The organism is Kitasatospora sp. NPDC093550 (assembly GCF_044764985.1).
Lineage (GTDB): Bacteria > Actinomycetota > Actinomycetes > Streptomycetales > Streptomycetaceae > Kitasatospora.
In genome coordinates this window covers 236944-258913 of the sequence record NZ_JBIWJF010000007.1, presented here as the reverse complement: position 1 = coordinate 258913, position 21970 = coordinate 236944, and the positions used below count along the sequence as shown (strand labels likewise).

Below are 21970 nucleotides of genomic sequence, written 5' to 3'. Positions count from 1 at the left end.
GATGGGGCGGACGGCCCCGCCGACGCGGACGAGGTCCGGCACCCGTACGGGCACCGGACCTCGTCCGAGCGTGGAGCGCCGGGCCGGACGCGGGCTGTCCCGGTGGTCCGTCAGGCGGCCGGGAGGCGCGGGGTGCGCGGCGGCTCGGTGCGGCGGTGCCCGGTCGCGTGGAAGGCGGCGGCGAGCCGGAGGAGCTCGTTGTCGTCGTAGGCGCGGCCGGCGAAGGTCAGCCCCACGGGCATGCCGGTGTCGGTCATGGTGCCCATCGGCACGGTCACCGTCGGGATGCCGAGGTGGCGCGGTACGAGGTTGCCGTTCGCGACCCACACGCCGTTGCGCCAGCCGAGCTCGGCGGAGGCCTCGTTCACGTCCATGTCGGCCGGAGCGACATCGGCGACCGCGGGGAACACGACGGCGTCCAGGCGCAGTTCGTCCATCCACGTCTCCAGGTCGGTCCTCCGGGTCTCCTCCAGGCCGCGCAGACCCTCCGCCAGGTCCGGGATCCCGGTGAACGACGGGTACGGGTGCTCGCGCACCTGCCGCGGGTAGTCGGCGATCACGTCGTCGAAGCCCGTGTAGCGGTCCGGGAGTTCGCCGGGGTGCTTGGGCCAGATCCGTGCGCCGTCGACGTCGGCGAGCGTCGGGAGCGCCGGGTCCCCGTTGGCGCGCAGGAAGTCGTCCCAGGCCCAGGCCGACAGGTCGAGGACCTCGCGGGCGAGGAACTCGCGGCTGACGAGGCCCCGGGTGAGGAGGGACGGCGCGCCGGGCCGGTCGGACTCGTAGTTGGTCACCACGGGGAAGTCGACCTCGACGACCTCGGCACCCGCGGCCTCCAGGTCACGGCGGGCGGCCTGCCACAGGGCGATCACCGAGGCGCGCGTGTCGATCCGCCGCCCGGTCGCGCCGCCGATGCCGCCGTCGGGGTTGCTGCCCGCCTCGGGGTCGGCGTTGACGTACATCCGGGGGACGCCGACGCGCTTGCCGGTGAGCGCGGCGCGGGCCGCCGCCGCGTCCGCGGGGGCCAGCGCCGGGTACGACGCCGGCCGCACCCGGGAGGCCGCGGGGATCGGCACCCACGGCTGGGCGCGCCACAGGTCGCCGCGGGTCTCCGGGTCGTCGGCGACGATGACGTCGAGCAGTTCGAGGAGGTCGGCCATGGTGCGGGTGTGCGGGACGACGACGTCCATGGTCGGCACCAGCGGCCAGTTGCCGCGGACCGAGATCACGCCGCGGCTGGGGGTGTACGCGCACAGCGCGTTGTTCGAGGCGGGCGCCCGGCCCGAGGACCAGGTCTCCTCGCCGAGCCCGAACGCGCCGAACGAGGCGGCGGTGGCGGTGCCCGAGCCGTTGGACGAGCCGGAGCCGTAGGCACTGGTCAGCCATTCGGCCCGGTACGGGCTCTCGGCGCGGCCGTACACACCGCGCTGCATGCCGCCGTTCGCCATCGGGGGCATGTTGGTCAGGCCGATCAGCACGGCCCCGGCGGCGCGCAGGCGCTCGATGGTGAAGGCGTCGCGCTGGGCGACGAGGTGCTCGAACGCCGGCGAACCGGCGGCTGCGGTCAGCCCCTTGGCGAGGTAGCTGTCCTTGGCGGTGTACGGGATGCCGTCGAGCGGGCCGAGGGTCTCGCCGCGGGCGCGGCGGGCGTCGGAGGCCTCGGCGTCGGCGCGGGCGTCCGGGTTCATCACCACGAGCGAGTTGAGCGCGGTGGCCGTGCCGGGCCGGTCGTAGGCCTCGATCCGGGCGAGGTAGGCGTCGAGCAGGGCGACGGCGGTGGTCGTGCCGTTCTCCAGTGCCGTGCGCAGCTCGGCGATGCCCGCCTCGACGACGTCGATGGTGCGGGGGAGGGTGCTGGTGCCGGTGGTGGGGGTGAAGGTGTCGGTCGTGCGGGTCATGCGGGTGTCTCCAGGGTGGTGCGGAGGAAGCGGTCCCGGGCGCTCGGCCGCGGGGGTTGGGAGCCGAGGGTGTGGAGCCGAGGGTGCGGAGGCGAGGGTGCGGAGCTGGGGGCGTGGAGCCGAGGGTGCGGAGGCGGGTGGTGCGGGGAGCTCCACGGCGGGTGCCGGCTACAGGACGGCGGGCGCGAGCTCGTCGCCCAGCGGGCGGTCCCGGTCGCTGCCGTCCATGCGCCGGTCGGGGCGGCGTACGAGCAGGTAGGCGAGGCCGGCGAGGGTGACGGTGGCGACGCCCAGCGGGGCCGCCCAGATCTGGTACCAGGGCGCGCCGGCCGGGGCGAGGATGGCGCGCGGCCAGCAGATGTTGACCAGCTCGAAGCCGGTCCAGAGCACCGCGAGCAGGTTGACGGGGGTGCCGAGGCGCCCGTAGCCGACCGCGCCGGCGGGCGTCCAGGAGCCGCGCAGGCGGGCGACCAGGGCGACGAGGCAGATCAGGAAGAACGGGGCGAAGATCGCCGCGCTGCCGAAGGTCATCAGGCTGCCGATGGCCGAGGTGCTCAGGCCCAGCGGCAGGGCGGCGCAGCTGATCAGCGTCGCCGCGACCAGGCCGCCGATCGGTGCGCGGTGCTTGTTGACCTTGCGCACCTGGCGGGAGAACGGGAAGACGTCGTCGCGGGCGAGGGAGTAGAGCCCGCGCGCGGCCCCGCCCTGGGAGGCCATCAGGCACGCGGTGAAGCTGATCAGGACGACGAGGACGAAGGGCTTGTCGGCCCAGCCGCCGAACGCGTGCGTGACGGCGGTGGTCACCGGGTCGAGGTCGGTGCCGGCCACGACGTCGGCGGGGTCCGGGTGGGCCAGCTCGACCGAGACCGCGTTCAGGATGACGACCAGCCCGACGCTGAGCAGGGACCACCACATCGCCCGGGGCACCTGCCGGGCCGCGTCCTTGGTCTCCTCGGCCGTCGACACGCAGGCGTCGAACCCGACGAACGCCCATCCCGCGATGGCCAGGGCGGCGAGCAGCGCGCCGGTGTCACCGATGCCGAGCCCGGTGGGCGCGTCCAGGAAGTCGGTCAGCAGCGAGAAGCCGTGCTGCCGGAAGACCAGCAGCAGGGTGAAGCCCACGAGGACCGAGGCGACCGCCTCGGCGGCGATGCCGAGGCTGACGAACCAGCGCAGGAGGTTGATGCCGTAGGCGTTGACCAGGGTGCAGAAGAGCACGAACCCGACCGAGACGAGCACCTGCTCGGTGGGCGTCGGAACGCCGCCGAAGAGCGCGAAGAGCCAGGGCGAGGCGAGGTAGGCGACGGTGGTGTTGCCGAACATCACCGCGAACTGCCACATCCAGCCGGTCAGCCAGGCGAAGGCCGGGTTCGCCAGGCGCCGGCCCCACTGGTAGGCGCCGCCGGCCAGCGGCCACTGCGAGGCGAGCTCGGCGTAGACGGCCACGACCAGGCACTGCGCGAGCAGGCACAGCGGCAGCGCCCAGACCCAGGCACCGCCGGCCACGCTCATGCCGACCTGCACGGCGGCGTACAGGCCGACCACGGGGCTGACCACGGCGAAGCCCATGGAGATGTTGCCGAGGACGCTCAGGCTGCGTCTGAGCTCCTGGCGGTAGCCGAGCGCGGCCAGCGTGTCGTCATCGGATGGGGTGTTCTCGGCCATGCGCTGTGCCCTCCTGGTAAAACTAACTTTGTTAGCAACCGCTGCTGGTCTGGCACGATAGCCGCAGGACACGGAGAGCGGAAGAGGGGATTTTCCAGTGGGCCGACCGAGCAGGGCATTGCTGACCCGCGAACGGATCGCACGTGCCGCGCTCCAGGTGGTGGACGAGGAGGGCCCCGACGGCCTGACCATGCGAGCGCTCGCGGATCGGCTCGGGGTCAAGGCGGCGTCACTCTACAACCACATCCAGAGCAAGGATGCCCTGGTCGACGCGGTCTCCGAGCTGGTCAACGACGAGATCGACCACGCGCCGCTCGCCGACCCCGACTGGCGCGCCGGCCTCGCCGCGTACGCCCGCGGCTACCGCGCGGTCTTCCTGCGGCACCCCAACACCATCGCCCTGCTGGCCCGCCGCCGCGTCGAGGCCGAGCGGGCGCTGCGCGGCTACGACACCCTGCTGGCCACGCTCGGCCGGGCCGGCCTCGGCCCGGCGGACGCGGCGGAGACCGCCGCCGCACTCGACTACCTGGTGCTGGGCTCCGCCCTGGAGACCTTCACCGCCGGCTTCACCCGCACCCCGGACGCCTACCGCCCGGACTACCCCGCGCTCGCGGACGCCCTCGAGGGCTCCTTCGCCCGCGACGGCGCGTCGGACCTGGACGACCGTGGCTTCGAACTCGGACTCCGCCTCCTGCTCGACGGCGTCGCCCACCGTGGCCGCACCGGACCCGTCGGCGCCCGGGTGGTGTGACCGGGACGGGGGGTGATGCGGGCTTCCCGGGACTTCCGGGAAGCCGGCTGCCTGGGGACCCCGGCTGTGTTCGAATGCTCACGGGCCGGGGTTCGGCCCGGCGCCGTGCGGGCAGACACCGAATGTTCGAACACTGACCCGAGGGGGTGGCCGTGGCCACGCTGACCGCCTTGATCGTCGGCCTCGTCGTCATCGCGACCGGCCTCGCGGCCTGCCTGCACCGGCGGTCCGGCAGCCGGACCGAGACCGTCGAAGGACTGCGCGCCGAGCAGGAGCACCGGGCCCGGCTGCAGGCCGCCCGCTCCTCCTACAGCTCGATCGCCATGCACAACACCCACGGCCTGACCGTCGACGACCTGGAGCGGTACCGCAAGTAGCGCCCGGCACCCCAGTCGCCGTACGGCCTGCCGCCGACGTACGGACCCGTGGCTCCCTCCGCGGGCCTGCCGTCAAGAGGGCCACCGGGAGGGGGGTTCCGGCACAATCGCCCTCATGCCCGAACACCCTGCCGATGCCCTGCGCGAGTACGCGACGCTCTACCCCGAGGTGGTGCACGCCGGTTCGCTGCGCGACGCGCTCCAGACGGCGGCCGACCGGGCGGGCCACGCCCTCGCGGTCGAGCCGACCTCCGCGCCGGGCTGGCGCCACGTGGCCGCACAGGTGGAGGCCGACGGCCGCACGGCGACCGTCCTGATGCTGCGCGGTGACGAGCGCGACTTCAGGGTCACCTGCCGGGCTCACGACATCGGGATGGCCACCGGCAGCGTGCAGGACCTCTCCCGGGCCGCTGGCGCCGTGCACACCTGGATCCAGGGCGCCGGAGTGCGCGAACTCACCGACCGCTGGCCCTTCCTGCGGACCTGGGAGCTCGCCGAGGCCCACGAGCGCGGCGAGACCGAGGCCATCGCCGTGCGGTGGCGGATGATGCAGCGGGGCCCCGCACCCCGGCGGGACGCCGACTTCGGCGAGCTCGTCCGGGCCGCCTTCGAACACCGCCGCCTGCGGGCCCTGTCCCCGGGCCGGTCCATGTGCTGGTTGACCCTCAGCCGCAGCGCCACGTATCCCGTCGTCAGGGACTTCCCGCGCACCAGGCCGCTGGGCGCAGGCCGCTACGAGGTGATGTTCCTCGACCGCAGCGTGCAGGAGGTGGACGGCGCGACGGCCACCGTCGCCGTGATCGTGGACAACCTGCCCCCGGACCTCTGAGGCGACTCTTGTCTGCCAGGGGCCGAGCAGCGCCGGGTGCTGCCCGGTGTCTCGGCCCCCGGGCGGCCCCGGACCGTCGTCGGGTCGGAGGACCGGCCGGTCCCGGGGCTCCCGACGGTCACCGGCTGTGGCGCGACGGCGGCTCCGCCGGCGGGGCCCTCCTCGCCGGGCTGGTGCCATCGTCGGCGCTGGTCACATCGCTGCCATCGAGCTCTGCAGGCCCGGCAGCAGCCAGTCGTGGAAGGGCGCCAGCACGGCCAGCACCAGGAAGGCGACGCCGGCCACCCGGGCCAGCCGGGGCCCCCGGTACCAGAGCTTCTCCAGGAAGATCAGCGCTGCCAGGCCCGCCATCGCCGCGATGTTCATGACGCCCAGCGGGATCAGCACGACCATCAGCGCCCAGCAGCAACCGAGGCAGTACGCGCCGTGGTGCAGCCCCACCCTCAGGTCGCGCGTCCTCGGCCGGTACGAGGCGTAGCGCATCAGCTGCGCCATCGGGCTGCGGCAGTGCCGCAGGCAGATGTTCTTGAGCGGACCCAGTTGGTACAGCCCGGCCAGCGCGAAGGCGGCCGCGCCGATCCACTTGCCGGTGTCCGGGTCCTGGTCGACCAGGTGGCCGGTGAGCGCGAGAGCGCCGTAGGCCAGCAGGCCGAAGGCCGTCCAGACGATCAGGTAGCCGGACACGAACTCGGTGGTGCGCAGTGCCCGGGTGGCGCCGCCGGACTGGCGGGCGATCCCCTTCGCCCAGGTCACGGCGACGGGCGCGACGGAGGGCAGCATCATCGCCGCCATCATGGCCAGCCACAGCACCAGGAACAGCGGAAGGGCCATGCCCATCGTGCCGGGCTCGATCCCCATGTCCAGGGCCTGGCCCACGGTGAGGACCCAGGCCAGGGCGGCGATCAGGAGGATGAGGGCCCAGGCGACGGCGAGGTCCCGGGCCGGTAGCAGCACCCCCGGCCGCAACGGGTGGTCGTTGGTGATCGGCCGCTGAATCGTCCGCATGACGCACTCCTCTGGGACCCTTCCAGCACAGCACGGATCCCGGGCGCGGCAAACCCCCCCGCCCGCGCTGGCTGCCCTGCCGGGCCGGGGCGCACGATGGAGGTGAGGGGACAGCCGATTCCGGCCGCTGGGCGCGGCGGAACGGACACGGGTCACCCGTCCTGCGCTCCGCTCCTTCGGCCCGTGGCATCAGCCGTGTGAGGAGTGAGAGCGATGACGCAGGCGGCGGGGACCGTGCCTGCCTGGCGTGTGGTGGGTGACTGGTTCGACACGTGCAAGTGCAACATCCCGTGTCCGTGTTCCTTCGGACAGCAGCCCACCACCGGTGACTGCGACGGCGTCCTGGTCTGGCACATCCGCGAGGGGAACTACGGTGACGTCCGGCTGGACGGCCTGAACATGGTGATGCTCGGTTCCTTCGTCGGCAACATCTGGGGCGAGCACTCGGACTCGTACGCGGCGTTCATCTTCGACGAGCGGGCCGACGACGGACAGCGCCAGGCCCTGCAGATGATCTTCAGTGGGCAGGCCGGCAGCTGGCCCGCGCAGCTGGTGAGCATGGCCGCCTTCGAGGTGCGGGGCATGGACTTCGCCCCCATCGAGGTGGAGATCGACGAGGACCTGGCCACCTGGAGGGCCAGTGTGCCGGGGCGGGTCGAGGCCCGCGCCGAGGCGCTCACCGGCCCCACCACCCCGGCCGGTGCCCGCGTGCAGTCGACCAACCTGCCCGGCTGCGAGACCGGGCCCGGCCAGCTCGCCACCTGGGGTCGCGCCACCACGGACCGGGCGGACGCCTTCGGGTTCGCCTGGGACCGCACCGGTCAGTCCAGCAAGACCATCACCTTCGACTGGTCCGGTCCGGACTGAACGCCCGTGGCCGAAGCGGCGGCGATCCCGCTGACGGCCGCCGTGGCAGGGGTGCGGTGGCGAGGGCGGCGGTGGCGGGGGTTCGCGGGGGTCAGGCCATCCAGAAGAACACCGCTGTCATCCGGCGCTCCGCCAGCTCGTTGCCGTAGTAGCTGGTGGCGCTGTGGATCAGGTTGGCGTTGTAGAGCAGCAGTTGGTTGTAGCGGTTGGGGACGCGGACGTCCTCGACGAAGTGGTCGGCGGGTACGCGGCGGGTGCCGAGCGCCTCGACCAGGTTGTTGTGCGGGGCTTCGACCACGTTGCCGCCGAGACGGCCGCCGGGGAACTGCTGGCGGTAGAAGCTGGTCCCGGCGTCCTTGGGTGCGCCGGGGCTGAGGTAGAGCACGGCGGCGTAGCGGCAGAGCGCGCGGGAGTCGGTGTGCGGGCGGGACTCCGACTCCCCGGCGCCGACGACCTGCACGCAGTTGTGGTTGAGGGTGCCGCCGCCCGGGGTGCTCTGCACCCAGAGGCGGGAGGCGCCGGTGGCCTTGCGGACCAGGGACTCGACCCGGGCCAGCTCCTCCGGTTCCAGGCCGGGCATGGTGCGCAGACCGGGCCAGGTCTCGGGGCGGTGCGGGTAGCCCTCGGTCCACTCGTCGCGGGCCAGGCAGCGTTCGCGGACGGCGTCCGGGTCGGGTAGCACGTCGTTCAGGACCCAGAAGTCCCGGCCCCGGGTGGGTTTGCGGTACGGCAGGACCGGCAGCGTGGTGGGCCTGATGGGCTGTGAGGGCATGCGCCGACGATAGGGGTGGCGATCGCCAAGCTTCTGCCGTGAGCAGGTCAACCTTTCGCCAAGAGACCGGTGTGGACCGGGGCGGGTCACTCGGTGGACCTCGCCGGGGCAGGTCACTCGGTTGACCTCGTGGGACGGCGGCCGGTGGCGTCAGGTGCGTCGACTTCCACATGGACCTCCCCGACGGACGGTACGTGCGGAGCGGCCTCGACCGGGACGACTTCCAGGTGGTGCTGCGGCTCCCGTACGACACGGTGGCCGACGTCAGCACCCAGGACGAGCGCACGATCCACGCCGCGGACGGGACGGTCATCGGGACCCTGACCATCCACGAGGACCACCAGATCGTCTACCGGGACCTGAACGCCAACGGGGAACCGGACCCGGGCGAGGTGACGGTCGAGCACCACGAGTTCGGGCTGACCTGCGGCACGCCGTAGGCGCCCGGTGACGAGAAGGGCGTGGAGGGCCGCCATCCGGCTGCGGGCGGCGGCCCTCGGCACAGTCGGGGTCTGAGGCGATGCCGCCCGCTGGGTGCGGGTGACGGGGCCGGGGGATCGTCAGGCCTCCCGGACGGCGAAGCCGCCGAGTGCCCCCGCCAGGCGGTCGTAGGCCCGGAGGGCGGAGGGGCGGACGGCGGCGGCGATCGTGGCGTGGTCCTCGTCGGCCAGGGTGCGGCGGAGCACCTCGGCGAAGACCGCCCGGTCGACGGCCGCGAGCAGGGCGGCGGCGACCCGGCTCTCGAAGCCGACGGGTCTCTCGTGCACGGCCTCGGCGAGGGCCTCGGCCAGGGCGGCCTCGCCCTGCTCCTGCAGCTCGCGCAGCCGGGCGACCAGGGCCGGGCTGTCGACGACCGTGCGGGCGAAGTCCCGGCCGGAGAAGCCCAGCCGGGGGTCGTGCCGGTCGATCCGGGCCAGGCAGTCGCGGCGCAGTGCGGCCAGGGCGGACTCTCCCGGCGCGCGTTCGGCGACGACCCGGGCGAGCCGGCCGGCGAGCTCCTCGTGCAGGTCGAAGAAGAGGTCCTCCTTGCGCGGGAAGTGGTTGGTGACGGTCATCTTGGCGACGCCCGCGGCGGCGGCGACCTCGGCGATGGTCGTCCGGTCGAAGCCCTGCTCGATGAAGAGCCTGGTCGCGGCGTGCGAGATCGCCTCGCGGGTGCGGCGCTTGTTGAGTTCGCGGAGGTTGGGGCTGGGGCTGGGGGTGGTGCCGGTCTCGGTCATGGCGGGAGCCTAACGCAGTTCGCTGGGTCGGGTACAGGAATTAGGCTTGACCCAATCAGTGGGTCCGTCCTAAGTTCTTCCCGGGCGGTCGGAGCGGCCGCCCGGGGTGACCGTCGGCCTGCGTGAGGCCGGCTCTCACCCGAGGAGCGACTCAGGGGAGGGGCGCATGACCGCATCCGTCACGGCGAAGGGTCGACGAGGGGGCGTCGGGGAGGGGGAGCCGGAGTCGATCCCGCCGGGCCTGTGGAAGATGGGCGCGGTGCTGGCGCTGGGCCCGATGCTCGCGTTGCTGGACGCCACCATCGTCAATGTCGGCATCGACGCGGTGGGCCGCGATCTGCACAGCTCGATCGCGGCGGTGCAGTGGGTGGCCACGGGGTACCTGCTGGCGATCTCGCTGACCATGCCGCTCTCGGGGTGGGCGGCCGGCCGCTTCGGGGCCCGGCGGGCGTGGCTCGCCTCGGTCGTCCTGTTCGTGCTCGGATCGGCGCTGTGCGGCCTGGCCTGGTCGACGGGCAGTCTGATCGCCTTCCGGGTGCTGCAGGGGATCGGCGGCGGGATGATTCAACCGCTCGGCCAAGCGATCATCATACAAGCGGCCGGGCCGTCCAGGATCGGGCGGGTGATGGGCACCCTGATGCTCCCGATCAGCCTCGCACCGGTCCTGGGGCCGATCCTCGGCGGCGTGGTGCTGGAGCACCTCGACTGGCGCTGGATGTTCCTGCTGAACGTGCCGGTCGGGCTGCTGACGCTGCTGCTGGCCGCCCGCTGGCTCCCGGTCGAGCAGGCCTCGGACGTGCCGAGGCCCACGCTGGACGTGACCGGCCTGCTGCTGCTCTCGCCCGGCCTCACCGGGCTGGTCTACGGACTCTCGACGATCGGCGCCGGCGGCACGGCCGGCTGGGTCGCGCTGGTCGCGGGCGTGGTGCTGGTGGCGCTCTACGGCGTTCACGCGTTGCGGGTGGCGCGCGGTGGAGCCCGGCCGCCGCTGATCGACCTGCGGCTGTTCGCCCGGCGCGGCTTCAGCGTGGCGACCGCGAACAGCTTCCTGCAGGGGGCCGCGCTCTACAGTTCGATGTTCCTGGTGCCGCTCTACTACCAGCAGGTGCAGCACGTCGGGGCGGTGGAGGCCGGTCTGCTGCTGGCGCCGCAGGCCCTCGGCACGGCCGTCACCGCGATGCTGGCCGCCCGAATAACCGACCGCGTCGCACCCCGTCCGCTGATCCTGATCGGCATCGCCTGCTCCCTGGTCGGCACACTCGCGTTCACCCGGCTCGGCAGCGGTTCCGACCCGGCGCACTGGCTGATCGCCGGCTCGCTGGCGCTGCGCGGCGCGGGCATGGGGATCATCTCGATCCCCGGCCTGGCGGCGGTGTACGGGAGCGTCGAGAAGGAACAGGTGCCGGCGGCCGCCGGAGCGGTCAACGTGCTGAACCGGGTCGGCGGGGCGCTCGGCACGGCGGTGCTGACGCTGGCCCTCCAGCAGGCGCAGCACGGTCACCCGGAGCGGCCGGGCGCGGCCTTCGGGGACACCTTCTGGTGGGTGCTGGCCCTGTCCGCCCTGGCGATCGGACCGGCCTGGCTCTACCCGAACACCCGTAAGAACGCTGCCTGAGCGGCCGTCAGGCCCCGGCGGCAGCCGTACGCCCGGCAGCCGTACGACCGGCAGCCACACCACCGACGATCCGGAGGTACCCATGTTCACCAAGCACCCCGGCGGGCTGCGCCTGCTCGCCGTGCACGCCCACCCCGACGACGAGTCCAGCAAGGGCGCGGCGACCCTCGCCCGGTACGCGGCCGAGGGCGTGGACGTCCTGGTCGCCACCTGCACCGGTGGCGAGCGCGGTTCGGTGCTCAACCCCGCGATGGACCGCCCCGAGGTCCGGGCCGACATCGCCCGGATCCGACGCGAGGAGATGGCGGCCGCCCGCGAGATCCTCGGTGTGCGCCAGGAGTTCCTCGGCTTCGTGGACTCCGGCATGCCGGGGCCGGACGAGCCGCTGCCGGACGGCTGCTTCGCCGCTCTGCCGGTCGAGGTCGCGGCGGCCCCGCTGGTCGCGCTGATCCGGGAGTTCCGACCGCATGTGGTGATCACCTACGACGAGACCGGCGGGTACCCGCACCCGGACCACGTGATGACCCACCGGGTCACCGTGGCGGCCTTCGAGGCCGCCGCCGACCCGGACCACCAGCCCGAGGCGGGCGAGCCCTGGCAGGTCGCCAAGCTCTACTACCACCTGGCGCTCTCCCGGGCCTGGTTCCAGACCCTGCACGACGCCATGACGGAGCGCGGCCTCCCCTCGGTGATGGGCGGACTGCTCGCCGAGTGGCCCGACACCCCGCCCGCCCTGGCGACCACCACCCGGATAGCGTGCGCCGAGCAGTTCCCCGTCCGGGACGCGGCATTGCTGGCGCACGCCACCCAGGTCGCACCGGGCGTCGCGTTCATGGCCCACCCGCGGGACGTCGAGCGCGAGGTGTGGCCGACCGAGGACTACCACCTGGCCCGGAGCCTGGTGCCCGGGGCCGCTGGCGCCCTCGGCTCGGGCGGGACGGCCGGCGGGGGCGGGGTCGAGACCGACCTGTTCGCCGGGCTCCGGGCGGGAGAGGGGGTGGGGTGAGGGTCAGGGTGTGGGTCCTGGGCGCCCCGGCCGGTTCCGTGGGGGCCGGTGCCGTACCAAACGGTGCCCTGTCGGCCGGTGTCGTGCCAACCGGTGCCGGGTCGGCCGGTGCCCGTTCAGCACTGGCCGTCGGCGAGCACGAAGTAGCCGGGACCGGTCTGCTTCAGGGTGTGGATGACGAAGGTGTTCCACAGCCCCATGCTCTGGCCGGAGCCGAGCGCGTACGTCAGACCGCCGCTCTGGGTGGCGCGGCCGGCTCGGACGTGGTCGTAGTTGCCGGCGGTGAAGCACTGGGGAGCGCCACCGGGGGTGGTCACCGTGACCGTCCCCGACCGGCTGCCCAGTGCGCCGGTCGCGTCGACCGCCGCCACGGCGTAGCCGTAGGTCGTTCCGGCGGCGAGGCCGGTGTCGGTGAACGAGGGGCCGGTGGTGCTGCCGACCTGGCTGCCGTCGCGGTAGATCCGGTACGAGGCGGCGTCGTTGACGGCCTGCCAGCCGAGGGTCACCGAGCCGGCCCCGGCCGGGGCCGCGGTCAGCCCGACCGGGGCGGGCAGGCCGGGCGAGGTGGGGCCGGTGCCGCCGTCCAGGCCCCAGAACCGCGCGGTGTAGTAGCCGGAGCAGATCGTGTCCAGGAAGTAGGCGCCGGTCGCCCCGCACTGGTCGGCTCCGGTGCCCGGGTGGACGGCCAGTCCGTGGCCCATCCCGCTGATCGTGAACAGTGCCACGGCGGGGCGCCCGGCCGCGTCGGCGTAGAGCTCCTCGCTGGTGCCGCCGGGGAGGTTGCGGGTGCTGGTCGGCCGAGGGGCGATGCCCTGGACGTCGGTCCACTGGTCGCGCAGCTCGGTCGCGTTCACCGGCCTGACCACGGTGTCGGCGCTGCCCTGCCAGATCGCCACCCGGGGCCACGGCCCGGTGTGGCCCGGGTGCGCGGCCCGGACCTTGTCGCCCCACTGCGCCGGGGTGAGCCCCTGGTCGGTGTTCTGGCACCCGGAGGCGGCGCTCGGGGTGGTGGCGCAGTGAGCGGGCAGGCCGGAGTCGATCGCCCCGCCGGCGAAGACGTCCGGGTAGTCGGCCAGCAGGTCGGCGGCCATCCCGCCGCCGACCGAGAGCCCGGTGACGAACACCCGGTGGGCGTCCGAGCCGTACAGGGCCTCGGCTGTGGTGACCATCTCGACCACCGACTCCGCCTCGCCGACGCCCCGGGCGTCCTTGCTCGCGTCGAACCAGTTGAAGCAGGAGAGGCTGTTGTTGGTGCTGCCGGTCTGCGGGAACACGACCGCGAAGCCGTACTGGTCGGCGAACTCGGTCCAGCCGGAGTCGCGGTAGTAGTCGGTGGCGCTCTGCAGGCAGCCGTGCAGGGCGACCACCAGGGGTGCGCCGGGGGGCAGTCCGGCGGGGGTGTAGCTGTACATGGCGAGGTTGCCCGGGTTGGCGCCGAAGCCGGTGACCTGCCGGAAGGTCCCGCCCGCGGGGTCGGCGGCGGGGGTGGCCGCGGACACGGGCGTGGCAGCGGCGGACATGGGAGTGGCAGCGGCGGTGACGGGCGCGGTGCCGACGGTGAGGGCGAGGGTCGTCAACAGCGCGGCGGCGGCGGGGCGCAGAGGCACGGGGACTCCTGGGTGGGGGAGGAGTGGGGGCCGGTCACGTGCAGCGTGGCGCGCCCCGTACCCCGGGGCCATGTGGTGGTCAGCCGGGGTCCGCCACCCCCGCATGGCGCGGGCCGCCATGCCTCGTCGAAGTGCCCGGGGGTATTCCCGGCGCGGGCCGTACCGCCCTGCGGCAGAGGGGACTTGAGGCAGGGGTTCGAACCGGGCAGGTTGATCCCATGACGACTGATGAGATCGACTCCAACGAGCAGCGGCGCCCGGTCGGCCACGAGCAGCGCACCCGCACCCACACCTGGACGGCCGGTCCGCCGATCGCCGAGTACTCCCACCTGACCGGAGAGGAGATCCTGCTGGAGTGGATCGCCGGGCGGATTCCGGAGCCCTCGATCTGCAGCACGATGGGCTTCCACCTGATCGAGGTCAAGCCGGGCACCGCCGTGTTCGAGGGCCACTTCGGCGACCACCTGCACAACCCGATGAACACCGTGCACGGCGGCTATCTGGCCACCCTGCTCGACTCGGCGCTCGGCTGCGCAGTGCTGAGCCGGTTGCCGGCCGGAGTCGGTTACACCACCACGCAGTTGAACGTCCACATGCTGCGTCCCTTGTTCGCCGACTCGGCGCCGGTGCGCTGCGAGGCCGAGGTGCTGCACCTGGGCCGGACGATGGCGACCGCCGAGGCCAGGGTGATCGGCACCGAGAACGGGAAGTTGTACGCCCATGCCACCACCACCTGTGCGATCCTGACGCCCCGTCCGGCGGTCTGACGGAATCTGAGCGGCTCTGACGGGAATGGAGCGGGGAGCGCCCCGGGCCCCGGGCCCCGGCCGCCTCGGCGACCGGGGCCCGAACTCGCCGAACTCGCCGAACTCGCCGAACCGACCGGCCCGGTCCGGTCCGGCCACTCAGAGTGCGGCGAGCACCCCGCAGAGGGCGAGCAGGCCGCAGATGCCGAAGTTGACCAGCTTGTGCGAGAGGAACACCGCGGCGAACTCGCGGATGGTCGCGCTCGGCCAGTAGTACCTGGCGGTGGGCGAGCCGAGGACGTGGCCGTTCACGCCGGTCTGGCGGGCGAGGAGCGCAGCCCGGAAGGCGTGGAAGTTGTTGGTGACCACCACGCAGCGGTAGTCGGGCTTGGCCCGCTCCATGATGGCCTTGCTGAAGAGCAGGTTCTCCTCGGTGGTGCGCGAGCGGTCCTCCCGCTCGATGTGCTCGGCCGGGAAGCCGGCGTCGACCAGGTAGTCGGCCATCGCGTGGGCCTCCGGCAGCTTCTCGTCCGGCCCCTGGCCGCCCGAGGTGATCAGGACCGGCGGGTTGCCGCGGGCGGCCTGCTTCTCGTACGCCTCGCGGCCCCGGTTCAGCCGGCTGGCCAGCAGCGGCGGGACGCGCTCGCCGCCGATCAGTCCGGAGCCGAGCACGACCACGAAGTCCACGTTCCGGCGCGGCCGGTGACGGCTGTACAGGAAGGCGTAGCCGACGAAGCAGACGAACAGGAAGGACACGTAGAGGACCACCAGGACGGCGGCGCCGGCCAGGATGGCCAACGACCGGGAGCCGGTGGCGACGGCGGCGCCGAGCAGGACGATGACGGCGATGATGCCCAGTCCGGCGAGCAGCGACAGCAGGTTGGCCGGCCGTCTCCCCTCCTTGCGGATCATGGTCATCCCGTTGGAGATCAGGAACCAGACCAGGGCCACCGTGCCGACGGCCGGCAGCAGGATGATCGCCGCCGCGACGACCTCCACCACCACCGTCGGTGCCTTGCGCAGTTCGGCGAGCAGGGCGAGGGAGAGGAGCGAGACGGCGATGCCCAGGAGGACGGCGTTGCTGAACCGGCGGCGGTCACGGAGTACCCCGATCCCGAACAGCAGGAAGGACAGGGCGGCTGGGGCATAGGCGATCATGCGTCGTATCGTAGGGGTTCCCAGGAATGGCCCACTTGTACGAACGGTCCCGCCGCCCGGGGCGATCCCACCGGCCCCCGGGTGCTCAGGCGAAGCGCTCGATGGCAGCCAGGACGGCGTCCCGCATCCGGGGGCTGCCGGTGTGTCCGGCCTCGTCGATGACGGTCAGTCGGGCGTCCGGCCAGGCCTCGGCCAGTTGCCAGGCGGTGTGGAGCGGCCCGCCGAGGTCCAGTCGGCCGTGGATCAGTTCCCCCGGGATGCCGGCCAGCCGCCCGGCGTCGCGCAGCAGTTGGCCGTCCTCCAGGAAGGCGCCGTGCGAGAAGTAGTGCGCGGTGATCCGGGTGAAGGCCATCAGGGCGTCGGAGGGGCGGTCGGAGTACGCGTTCGGCTTGCCCAGCGTCTCGTGCGAGATGACCGCGTCCTCCCAGGTGGCCCAGGCGCTGGCGGCGGCCCGACGGACGTCCTCGTCCGGGCTGTTGAGCAGCCGGCTGTAGGCGGCGACCAGGTCGCCGTCCCGGTCGGCGGGCGGCAGGAAGTCCCGGAACTCCGCCCAGGGGCCCGGCAGGAAGCGGCCGACGCCCCGGTAGAGCCAGTCGGTCTCCTCGGGGCGGGTCATGGTGACGCCGCAGAGCACGATCGCGGAGACCCGCTCGGGGTGGGCCTGGGCGTACGCGAGGATCAGCGTGGAGCCCCACGAGCCGCCGTGGAGAAGCCACTTGTCGATGCCGAGGTGTTCGCGCAGCCGCTCCATGTCGGCGATCAGGTGTGCGGTGGTGTTGTGCTCCAGCCCGGTGGAGGCGTCCGCGGCGTGCGGCCGGCTCCGACCGCAGCCGCGCTGGTCGAACTGGACGACGTGGTAGCGCTTCGGGTCGAAGTACCGCCGGGTGCCCGGGCCGTGGCCGGATCCCGGCCCGCCGTGCACTACCGCGGCCGGTGTGCCGGCCGGGTTGCCGGAGGCGTTCCAGTACAGTTCCTGCCCGTCACCGACGTCCAACCAGCCCTGCGCGTACGGCTCGTAGAGGGGGTACAGCGCGCTCATCGGTGGCTCCTCCGAGGTCGTCCCGGCCGGTCCCGGCGAGCCTAGTCCGTTGACGGCGGATCGCGCAGGCAGGGGTTGCCGGCGGTCCGTCCGAGGGCGGGACCGTGATGCCTCGGGTCACCCGGGGCCGTGAGGCCCCGGGACGGATCGGCACACGGCTCCGGTGTTCGTCCGTGCCGCGCCGTGCCCTGAGGGCGCGTCCGCCGTGCTGGGTCGCGTCCGCCGCGGGCAGTTCCGCAGTCGGTCGGGTCGACTGCCGTTGCCGGATCGGCGTGCGGTGACGAGGTGCGGTGCCGACCGCGGGCGCAGGTACCTCCGTCAATAGTTGTAGTCAGTGCTGTCGCCGGTGGAAGCGGCGGCGATGATGATGATCACCCAGAAGAGCAGGCCGATGACGATGAAGCACAGGTCGAGGACGAGCGCGGTCGTCGACGCGCTCTTCGCCCCGGCCGGGGCCCCGTCGAGCCACCGACTGGTGACCTGGGCGGAGAAGTACATCCCCAGCGCGCCGATGGGGAAGAACAGCACGAGCGCGATGATCGACAAGGCCCAGTAGGTTCTGGGCCGGGTGTCCGGTGGTGGCACCGGCCTCTGCCCCGGTTGCTGGAAGTGCTCCGTCGGGTGCGGGGGTTGCTCGGTCGGGAACGACTGGGCGGTGCGCCGCTCGTCGGCCGACGGCGGCGGGTGCCGGTGCCCCCGGGGAGGGCTCGGAGGTGCACGACCGTCGCCTGGTGGAGGTCCTGGCATAGCCATGATCGCTTCTCCCTTCGGTGTCTCAGAAGTCCGGGTCTTCGACGATCTCGCCGTGGTCGGCGGCGTAGTCGGTCCACTCCGCGGAGAACCAGCGGAGCTCGTGACGGCCCGACGGGTCCGGGTACCAGCCGGCCGGCGGGGCGGGCTCGGAGCGGTCCGACGCCGGCGGGAAGTCGGCCGTCTGCTGCGTCGCCCGGGGTTCCGGCTCCTCGTCCCGCGCGATGCGGAGCACCGAGTCCAACTCCTGCCACGCGTCGGCGTAGAGGTCGCGGCGCTCCCACAGCTCCTGCAGCAGGGTGATCGCGGCCTTCCGTCCGCGTCGGTCCTTCAGTTCGAGCCGTAGCTTGGTGATCAGGTGGAGCTGCTCGTCCTGCGTCATCGTTTCCGCCCGCACGCGGTCGGCCAGGTCGCCCAGGTAGCTGAGCGGCACGTCCGGCAGGGCGGGCATCGGATCGGGCAGCGAGGGTGCGGGAGCGAGGCCCGCCAGGGTGTTCGCGAGGTTGATCCCGGTCATGGGGCCCGCGTTGGTGAGGTCGACGATCTGCAGGACGGCGAGTTCCTTCGGCAACAAGGTGTAGAGCACGGTCTCGACCATGACGGCGACGACCGGCTTGCCCAGATCCTTGGCGTACTGGCGTTCCAGCCTGGCGGGCACCGACTTCGTGAGTGACGGCGACACGGCGACGACCACCGCGTCGCAGTCCCGGATCTCGGAGAGGATCCGGTCCCACCACTCCTTGCCGCCCTCGGATTCGAGCTCGTTGTCGAACCATGGATCGTGATGCATCGCGCGGAGGAGCTTCACCAACAGCTGTACCGCGTCGCTGTCGGCTCGCGCGTACGAGATGAAGAGGCGGCGTCCGCTGTGCGGCGCCCCCGGAGCTGTGGTTGACATGAGTCCCACCCAGCTGTATGCATACGATCTCTCCTTTCAGGCTAGCTTTTATTCCCGCGGACGGGCACCAGGTGGTGCAGATACGTCCGGGGTTTGCTGGTGCGGGAGCGAGCGCGGTCGGAGATCCTGAAGGTGGGAGTGGAAGCACCGGAAACCAGCTGTTCTCCGAGGTGACCGTGCATGACCTTCGACCCCGACCACGGGGCGGCCCCCGGCCTACCGGCAGATGACGTCCCACCGCCTGAGGACCGGCCAGCAGGCGGACCCGTGTCCCGGGGGCCGGTGGCACGGTCGGCGGCCGTGCGCGGTGCCGCGACGCACCCGCCGGCCGGGAGCGGCCCCCGGCAGCACGGGCACGGCATCGGCTGCCAGGGGCTCGGAACCACCACCACCGGTGTCGACCCCGATCACCCCGAGCCGCCGTTTCCGGCACCGCCCGACGGTCAACCAGTGGTCGTCGTCAGCGGCGGAGTCGAGGACCCGGAGGCGACGCCGCCGGGACGGACCGGCGAGACGGTGGGCGCCGCGGTCTCCCTGGCCGCGGAGCTGACCGGCGCCGTCGTGGTGGACCACGCCACCGGTGTGGTGGCCGCTGCGGCACTGCGCGCCAGTCGCGCCCGGGGAGCGGAGGGCCCGCGTACTGTTCTGGGCGCTCCGCCCGGCCGGGCGGAGCGCCCTGCGCCCCCCGGAGGCGCTGGCGAGAAGCAGGGACGGGAACGGTCACGTGCTGTCACCATCAGCGTGGTCGCCTGGGGGACGGACGCCACCTGGAAACCGGCGGTGGCCGCCGTCTTGGCCGGAGGGGGACCGGTGGCGGTGGTGCTGGTGGGCGGCGGCCCGGGAGCCCGGGCCGAGGTGCTGGCGGCGGTGCGCCGCGGGCTGCCGGTCTTCGTCGTCGGGTGGTCAGGCGGGCTGGCCCGGGAGCTCGGCGAGCAGTGGCGGCAGCTCCACCGGTCGAAGCACCCCGCCGTGTTCCGCCGACGGCACCGGGGCGGTGCGTCGCTCGCGGTGACCGACCACGACGCCGAGGTGGGCGAGATCATCCGCGAGGGCGACCTCCGGCTGCTCACCGCCGACGAACCCCGTGCGCTCGCCCGGCGGATCAGCTGGGACCTGCAGGACGAGCCCGTCCTGAAAGCGGCCTGGCGGACCTTCGCCACGTACGACCGCCTCGCCAGCCGCCTGCGCCGGGCCTTCCAGCGGTTCCAGGCCCTGATCCTCGCGCTCGGCGTCTTCGCGACCCTGCTCGCGCTGATCGACGCCGAGATCGGCGGCAGGACGCTGCACTGGGTGGTCGTCGTGGCACCCGTCATCGTTTCGGTGCTCATCGCATGGACCAGCCGTCGCGCCAGCGGACAGCGGTGGATCGCCCTCCGCTCCGCGGCCGAGGACGTGAAGGCGGAGATCTACCGCCACCGGGCCCTCAAGTGCGCGTACGCGTCGGAACGCGGCAAGGGGCACGCGACGCTCCAGCGACGCAGGCAGCTGCTGGAGAGCCTCGGCGCGATCGAGAGCCGCCTGGTCAGAACGGAGGCCGGTACGGCTCCCCTCTCCCCGTACGACGGGCCGATGCCACCCGAGCTCTTCGGCGCGGGCAGCACCGACGACGGCCTGAGCCCGCTGACGGCCGAGCGCTACGTCGAGATCCGGGTGGGGGACCAGATCACCTACTACTACCAGCGACTGCGCCAGCTGGACCGGCTGCGGACCGGCCTGCAGGCGCTGGCGATCACCGCGGGCGGCGCGGGAACGCTTCTCGCCGCCATCGGGATCGACCCGTGGATCGGGTTCACCGGTGGCTTGTCGACCGCCGCGCTGGCCGGCCTCGGATACCTGCAGGCGGACAGCACGATCATCGCCTACAACCGGGCCGTCGGTGACCTGGAAGTGCTGCGGGACGCGTGGGAGGCGCGCCGGCCCCATGAGCAGCGCGGGGCGAACCCGGTCGTCGAGCTGGTCAGGAGGACGGAGACGGTCCTGGCCCGCGAACGATCCGGATGGGTCCACCAGATGAACGAGGCATTGCAGGAGCTGCGGGAGAGGCAGGAGGCCGAACGGGCCGTCGAGCCCGGACGGCGCGGGAAGCCGGGGGAGCGGCCGTGACCCCGCGTCCCTCCGATCTGCCGGAGCCCGCCGACCGGACGGGGCGCCTGCCGCTGACGCTGCGCGTGGGAGTGACCGGCCATCGCAGCCTCGACGATCCGTCCGCCCTGACACCGGTGATCCACGAGGCCGTCCGAGGGCTCGCCCAACGCCTCCTCGGCGGCTCCCGGCCGCCCCCACTGGTCGTTCTCTCCGCACTGGCGGAGGGCGCCGATCGATTGGTGGTCAGGGAGCTGCTGACCGAGCCGGGAGCGCGCTTCGAGGCGGTCCTGCCGCTGCCTCCCGAGGACTACCTGACCGATTTCGCCGGTGCCGCGTCGAAGGCCGAGTTCTCCGACCTGCTCTCCCGGTCCGCCGCCACCTGGCAGGCTCCCCCGAGCAGGACGAGGGAGGAGGCCTACGAGCGGGCCGGCCGCCACATCGTGGACCGGTCCGACGTGCTGGTCGCCCTCTGGGACGGCCGACCGGCACGGGGCCGGGGCGGCACCGCGACCGTCGTCGACTACGCCAAGGAACGCGGCGTGCCGCTGGCGTGGGTCCGCACGACGGGTGGTGCCGAGCTGGAATTCCTGCTGGACGAGGAGCGCGCCCGCGACACGCGACGCGCCGCGGACGAGTTCCGCCGCTACAACGCCGCGGCCCTGCGTGACCTCCCGGTCCGGCTGGGGGACGAACGGGACCGGCTCGAGCCCGAGCACACCGGGCGGTCCGACGCCGTCGCGCGGGCCCACGAGGTCGCGGCCGCCTGGATCCTCCCGTACTTCGTCCGGGCCGACGCCCTGGCATGCCGCCTGCACCGGCGGTTCCGGATGGCGGGGGCGGCGATCTTCCTCATGGCGGCCGCGTCCGTCGTCGCGATCGCGGTCCAGGTGACCTTCCTGCCCAAGCGGGAGTGGATCACCGCCGTCGAGGTCGCGCTGCTGGGCGTGCTGCTCGTGGTTCCCGTGGTGAGCCGCCGGAAGCGGGTGCTCGACCGTTGGATCTCCTACCGGTTCCTGGCCGAGCGGCTGCGGTCCGCCTATTTCCTCGCCGTCGCCGGAACCGGTGACCGCGGGCAGCGGCCCCGTAGCGGCAGCCGGCTCTTCGATCCCTCGGAGGCATGGGTCAGAAGGGCCCTTCGGGAGGTCACCGCCCACCGCCCCGCGATCCCGATGTCCTCGTCCGACGTCCCGTTCCTGCGCGACTACCTCAGCCGACACTGGATCGGGGCGCAGATCAGCTACCACCGGAAGGCAGCCGACCGGCAGGGCGCCTGGGAGATCAGGCTCTACCTGGCGACCAGCGTCATCTTCGGGATCACGTTGATCGCGGCCGTGCTGCACATGGTCGGCACCGGCGAGGAGACGGACCGGCCCTCCGACTGGGGGCTCCTCCTCGTCGTCCTGTCGATCGGCATGCCGACCATCGGCGCGGCCGTGCACGGGATCCGGACCCAGGCCCAGTTCCGGCAGCACTGTCAGCGCTATCGACGCATGGCCCAGCTACTGGAGGACCTCGAATCGAAGATGGTGCGGGCACAGACCCTGGAACGCGTCCGCGAGGTCGCGGTCGAGACCGAGCGCGTCATGCGGGAGGAGACCAGTGCCTGGTTCGGCGTCATGCGCTTCCACGACATCGAGCTGATCTCGTGACGTGCGCGAGCCGCCGGGGCGCGATCCGCTGGGACC

At 73.0% G+C, this 21970-nt stretch carries 20 protein-coding genes; 10 read left to right on the top strand and 10 right to left on the bottom strand.

Features of this window, described 5'->3' with window-relative positions; genetic code table 11:
* Positions 1-110: 110 nt before the first annotated feature.
* Together ACIRD3_RS13950 and ACIRD3_RS13945 are read right to left on the bottom strand one after the other, a co-directional pair.
* On the bottom strand, positions 111-1895 hold the full coding sequence (locus tag ACIRD3_RS13950) for an amidase (protein WP_402215260.1): 1785 nt from the start codon (positions 1893-1895) through the stop codon (positions 111-113).
* A 168-nt stretch (positions 1896-2063) separates the two neighbouring features.
* Complete coding sequence (locus ACIRD3_RS13945) at positions 2064-3560, bottom strand: APC family permease (protein ID WP_402215257.1); 1497 nt, start codon at positions 3558-3560, stop codon at positions 2064-2066.
* 118 nt (positions 3561-3678) lie between these two features.
* Here ACIRD3_RS13945 and ACIRD3_RS13940 point away from each other — a divergent pair, with 118 nt between their 5' ends.
* From ACIRD3_RS13940 to ACIRD3_RS13930, 3 genes are all read left to right on the top strand, one after another.
* Positions 3679-4311, top strand: a complete 633-nt coding sequence (locus ACIRD3_RS13940) for a TetR/AcrR family transcriptional regulator (protein ID WP_402215254.1) — start codon at positions 3679-3681, stop codon at positions 4309-4311.
* A gap of 152 nt (positions 4312-4463) precedes the next feature.
* Entirely contained in the window at positions 4464-4688 is a 225-nt protein-coding gene (locus ACIRD3_RS13935) for a hypothetical protein (RefSeq protein ID WP_402215252.1), read from the top strand.
* A 115-nt stretch (positions 4689-4803) separates the two neighbouring features.
* Positions 4804-5517: a DUF6193 family natural product biosynthesis protein gene (locus ACIRD3_RS13930; RefSeq protein WP_402215249.1), complete on the top strand. Its 714-nt coding sequence runs from the start codon at positions 4804-4806 to the stop codon at positions 5515-5517.
* Between the two features lie 192 nt (positions 5518-5709).
* Here ACIRD3_RS13930 and ACIRD3_RS13925 read toward each other — a convergent pair whose 3' ends face one another.
* Entirely contained in the window at positions 5710-6522 is an 813-nt protein-coding gene (locus tag ACIRD3_RS13925; RefSeq protein WP_402215246.1) for a DUF2182 domain-containing protein, read from the bottom strand.
* Between the two features lie 213 nt (positions 6523-6735).
* Here ACIRD3_RS13925 and ACIRD3_RS13920 point away from each other — a divergent pair, with 213 nt between their 5' ends.
* Positions 6736-7389, top strand: a complete 654-nt coding sequence (locus ACIRD3_RS13920) for a DUF1326 domain-containing protein (protein ID WP_402215243.1) — start codon at positions 6736-6738, stop codon at positions 7387-7389.
* Positions 7390-7480: 91 nt separating this feature from the next.
* Here ACIRD3_RS13920 and ACIRD3_RS13915 read toward each other — a convergent pair whose 3' ends face one another.
* Positions 7481-8161, bottom strand: coding sequence for a DUF6445 family protein (locus ACIRD3_RS13915; RefSeq protein ID WP_402215240.1), 681 nt, complete (start codon positions 8159-8161; stop codon positions 7481-7483).
* A gap of 170 nt (positions 8162-8331) precedes the next feature.
* On the opposite strand from ACIRD3_RS13915, the gene ACIRD3_RS13910 reads away from it, so the two are divergent.
* Positions 8332-8601 carry a hypothetical protein gene (locus tag ACIRD3_RS13910; protein ID WP_402215237.1) on the top strand — a complete coding sequence of 90 codons (270 nt, stop codon included), beginning with the start codon at positions 8332-8334 and terminating at the stop codon, positions 8599-8601.
* Positions 8602-8721: 120 nt separating this feature from the next.
* On the opposite strand, the gene ACIRD3_RS13905 is transcribed toward ACIRD3_RS13910, so the two are convergent.
* On the bottom strand, positions 8722-9381 hold the full coding sequence (locus ACIRD3_RS13905) for a TetR/AcrR family transcriptional regulator (RefSeq protein ID WP_402215232.1): 660 nt from the start codon (positions 9379-9381) through the stop codon (positions 8722-8724).
* Between the two features lie 166 nt (positions 9382-9547).
* Here ACIRD3_RS13905 and ACIRD3_RS13900 point away from each other — a divergent pair, with 166 nt between their 5' ends.
* Both ACIRD3_RS13900 and mca read left to right on the top strand, forming a co-directional pair.
* Positions 9548-10996 (top strand): MDR family MFS transporter, encoded by a 1449-nt coding sequence (locus ACIRD3_RS13900; RefSeq protein ID WP_402215229.1) that lies wholly within the window; start codon positions 9548-9550, stop codon positions 10994-10996.
* An 82-nt stretch (positions 10997-11078) separates the two neighbouring features.
* Positions 11079-12002 carry a mycothiol conjugate amidase Mca gene (gene mca, locus ACIRD3_RS13895; RefSeq protein ID WP_402215227.1) on the top strand — a complete coding sequence of 308 codons (924 nt, stop codon included), beginning with the start codon at positions 11079-11081 and terminating at the stop codon, positions 12000-12002.
* 116 nt (positions 12003-12118) lie between these two features.
* Here the strand turns inward: mca and ACIRD3_RS13890 are convergent, their stop codons facing one another.
* Positions 12119-13522, bottom strand: a complete 1404-nt coding sequence (locus ACIRD3_RS13890) for a PHB depolymerase family esterase (protein ID WP_402215565.1) — start codon at positions 13520-13522, stop codon at positions 12119-12121.
* Positions 13523-13827: 305 nt separating this feature from the next.
* Here ACIRD3_RS13890 and ACIRD3_RS13885 point away from each other — a divergent pair, with 305 nt between their 5' ends.
* A complete protein-coding gene (locus ACIRD3_RS13885) occupies positions 13828-14376 on the top strand; it encodes a PaaI family thioesterase (protein ID WP_402215224.1) in 549 nt (182 codons plus the stop codon).
* A 138-nt stretch (positions 14377-14514) separates the two neighbouring features.
* Here the strand turns inward: ACIRD3_RS13885 and ACIRD3_RS13880 are convergent, their stop codons facing one another.
* The 4 genes from ACIRD3_RS13880 to ACIRD3_RS13865 all read right to left on the bottom strand — a co-directional run bounded on the left by ACIRD3_RS13880 (position 14515) and on the right by ACIRD3_RS13865 (position 18200).
* A complete protein-coding gene (locus ACIRD3_RS13880; protein WP_402215222.1) occupies positions 14515-15513 on the bottom strand; it encodes a YdcF family protein in 999 nt (332 codons plus the stop codon).
* 85 nt (positions 15514-15598) lie between these two features.
* Positions 15599-16552 (bottom strand): prolyl aminopeptidase, encoded by a 954-nt coding sequence (gene pip, locus ACIRD3_RS13875; protein WP_402215219.1) that lies wholly within the window; start codon positions 16550-16552, stop codon positions 15599-15601.
* Between the two features lie 318 nt (positions 16553-16870).
* Positions 16871-17299, bottom strand: coding sequence for a CD225/dispanin family protein (locus tag ACIRD3_RS13870; protein WP_402215562.1), 429 nt, complete (start codon positions 17297-17299; stop codon positions 16871-16873).
* 28 nt (positions 17300-17327) lie between these two features.
* The gene (locus ACIRD3_RS13865) at positions 17328-18200 is read right to left on the bottom strand and encodes a TIR domain-containing protein (RefSeq protein WP_402215216.1); all 873 of its coding nucleotides are present in this window, start codon (positions 18198-18200) and stop codon (positions 17328-17330) included.
* 450 nt (positions 18201-18650) lie between these two features.
* On the opposite strand from ACIRD3_RS13865, the gene ACIRD3_RS13860 reads away from it, so the two are divergent.
* Together ACIRD3_RS13860 and ACIRD3_RS13855 are read left to right on the top strand one after the other, a co-directional pair.
* Positions 18651-20303, top strand: a complete 1653-nt coding sequence (locus ACIRD3_RS13860) for a DUF4231 domain-containing protein (RefSeq protein WP_402215213.1) — start codon at positions 18651-18653, stop codon at positions 20301-20303.
* Positions 20300-21934 carry a hypothetical protein gene (locus ACIRD3_RS13855; protein ID WP_402215210.1) on the top strand — a complete coding sequence of 545 codons (1635 nt, stop codon included), beginning with the start codon at positions 20300-20302 and terminating at the stop codon, positions 21932-21934. Before ACIRD3_RS13860 ends, ACIRD3_RS13855 begins: the two co-directional genes overlap by 4 nt.
* Positions 21935-21970: the final 36 nt, after the last annotated feature.

Coding starts and splice junctions, on each gene's coding strand:
- ACIRD3_RS13945 (WP_402215257.1), bottom strand. CDS start 3,560: ATGGCCGAGAACACCCCATCCGATGACGACACGCTGGCCGCGCTCGGC.
- pip (WP_402215219.1), bottom strand. CDS start 16,552: ATGAGCGCGCTGTACCCCCTCTACGAGCCGTACGCGCAGGGCTGGTTG.
- ACIRD3_RS13880 (WP_402215222.1), bottom strand. CDS start 15,513: ATGATCGCCTATGCCCCAGCCGCCCTGTCCTTCCTGCTGTTCGGGATC.
- mca (WP_402215227.1), top strand. CDS start 11,079: ATGTTCACCAAGCACCCCGGCGGGCTGCGCCTGCTCGCCGTGCACGCC.
- ACIRD3_RS13950 (WP_402215260.1), bottom strand. CDS start 1,895: ATGACCCGCACGACCGACACCTTCACCCCCACCACCGGCACCAGCACC.
- ACIRD3_RS13870 (WP_402215562.1), bottom strand. CDS start 17,299: ATGCCAGGACCTCCACCAGGCGACGGTCGTGCACCTCCGAGCCCTCCC.
- ACIRD3_RS13915 (WP_402215240.1), bottom strand. CDS start 8,161: ATGCCCTCACAGCCCATCAGGCCCACCACGCTGCCGGTCCTGCCGTAC.
- ACIRD3_RS13920 (WP_402215243.1), top strand. CDS start 6,736: ATGACGCAGGCGGCGGGGACCGTGCCTGCCTGGCGTGTGGTGGGTGAC.
- ACIRD3_RS13890 (WP_402215565.1), bottom strand. CDS start 13,522: ATGTCCGCCGCTGCCACGCCCGTGTCCGCGGCCACCCCCGCCGCCGAC.
- ACIRD3_RS13905 (WP_402215232.1), bottom strand. CDS start 9,381: ATGACCGAGACCGGCACCACCCCCAGCCCCAGCCCCAACCTCCGCGAA.
- ACIRD3_RS13865 (WP_402215216.1), bottom strand. CDS start 18,200: ATGTCAACCACAGCTCCGGGGGCGCCGCACAGCGGACGCCGCCTCTTC.
- ACIRD3_RS13925 (WP_402215246.1), bottom strand. CDS start 6,522: ATGCGGACGATTCAGCGGCCGATCACCAACGACCACCCGTTGCGGCCG.
- ACIRD3_RS13910 (WP_402215237.1), top strand. CDS start 8,332: ATGGACCTCCCCGACGGACGGTACGTGCGGAGCGGCCTCGACCGGGAC.
- ACIRD3_RS13900 (WP_402215229.1), top strand. CDS start 9,548: ATGACCGCATCCGTCACGGCGAAGGGTCGACGAGGGGGCGTCGGGGAG.
- ACIRD3_RS13885 (WP_402215224.1), top strand. CDS start 13,828: ATGACGACTGATGAGATCGACTCCAACGAGCAGCGGCGCCCGGTCGGC.
- ACIRD3_RS13930 (WP_402215249.1), top strand. CDS start 4,804: ATGCCCGAACACCCTGCCGATGCCCTGCGCGAGTACGCGACGCTCTAC.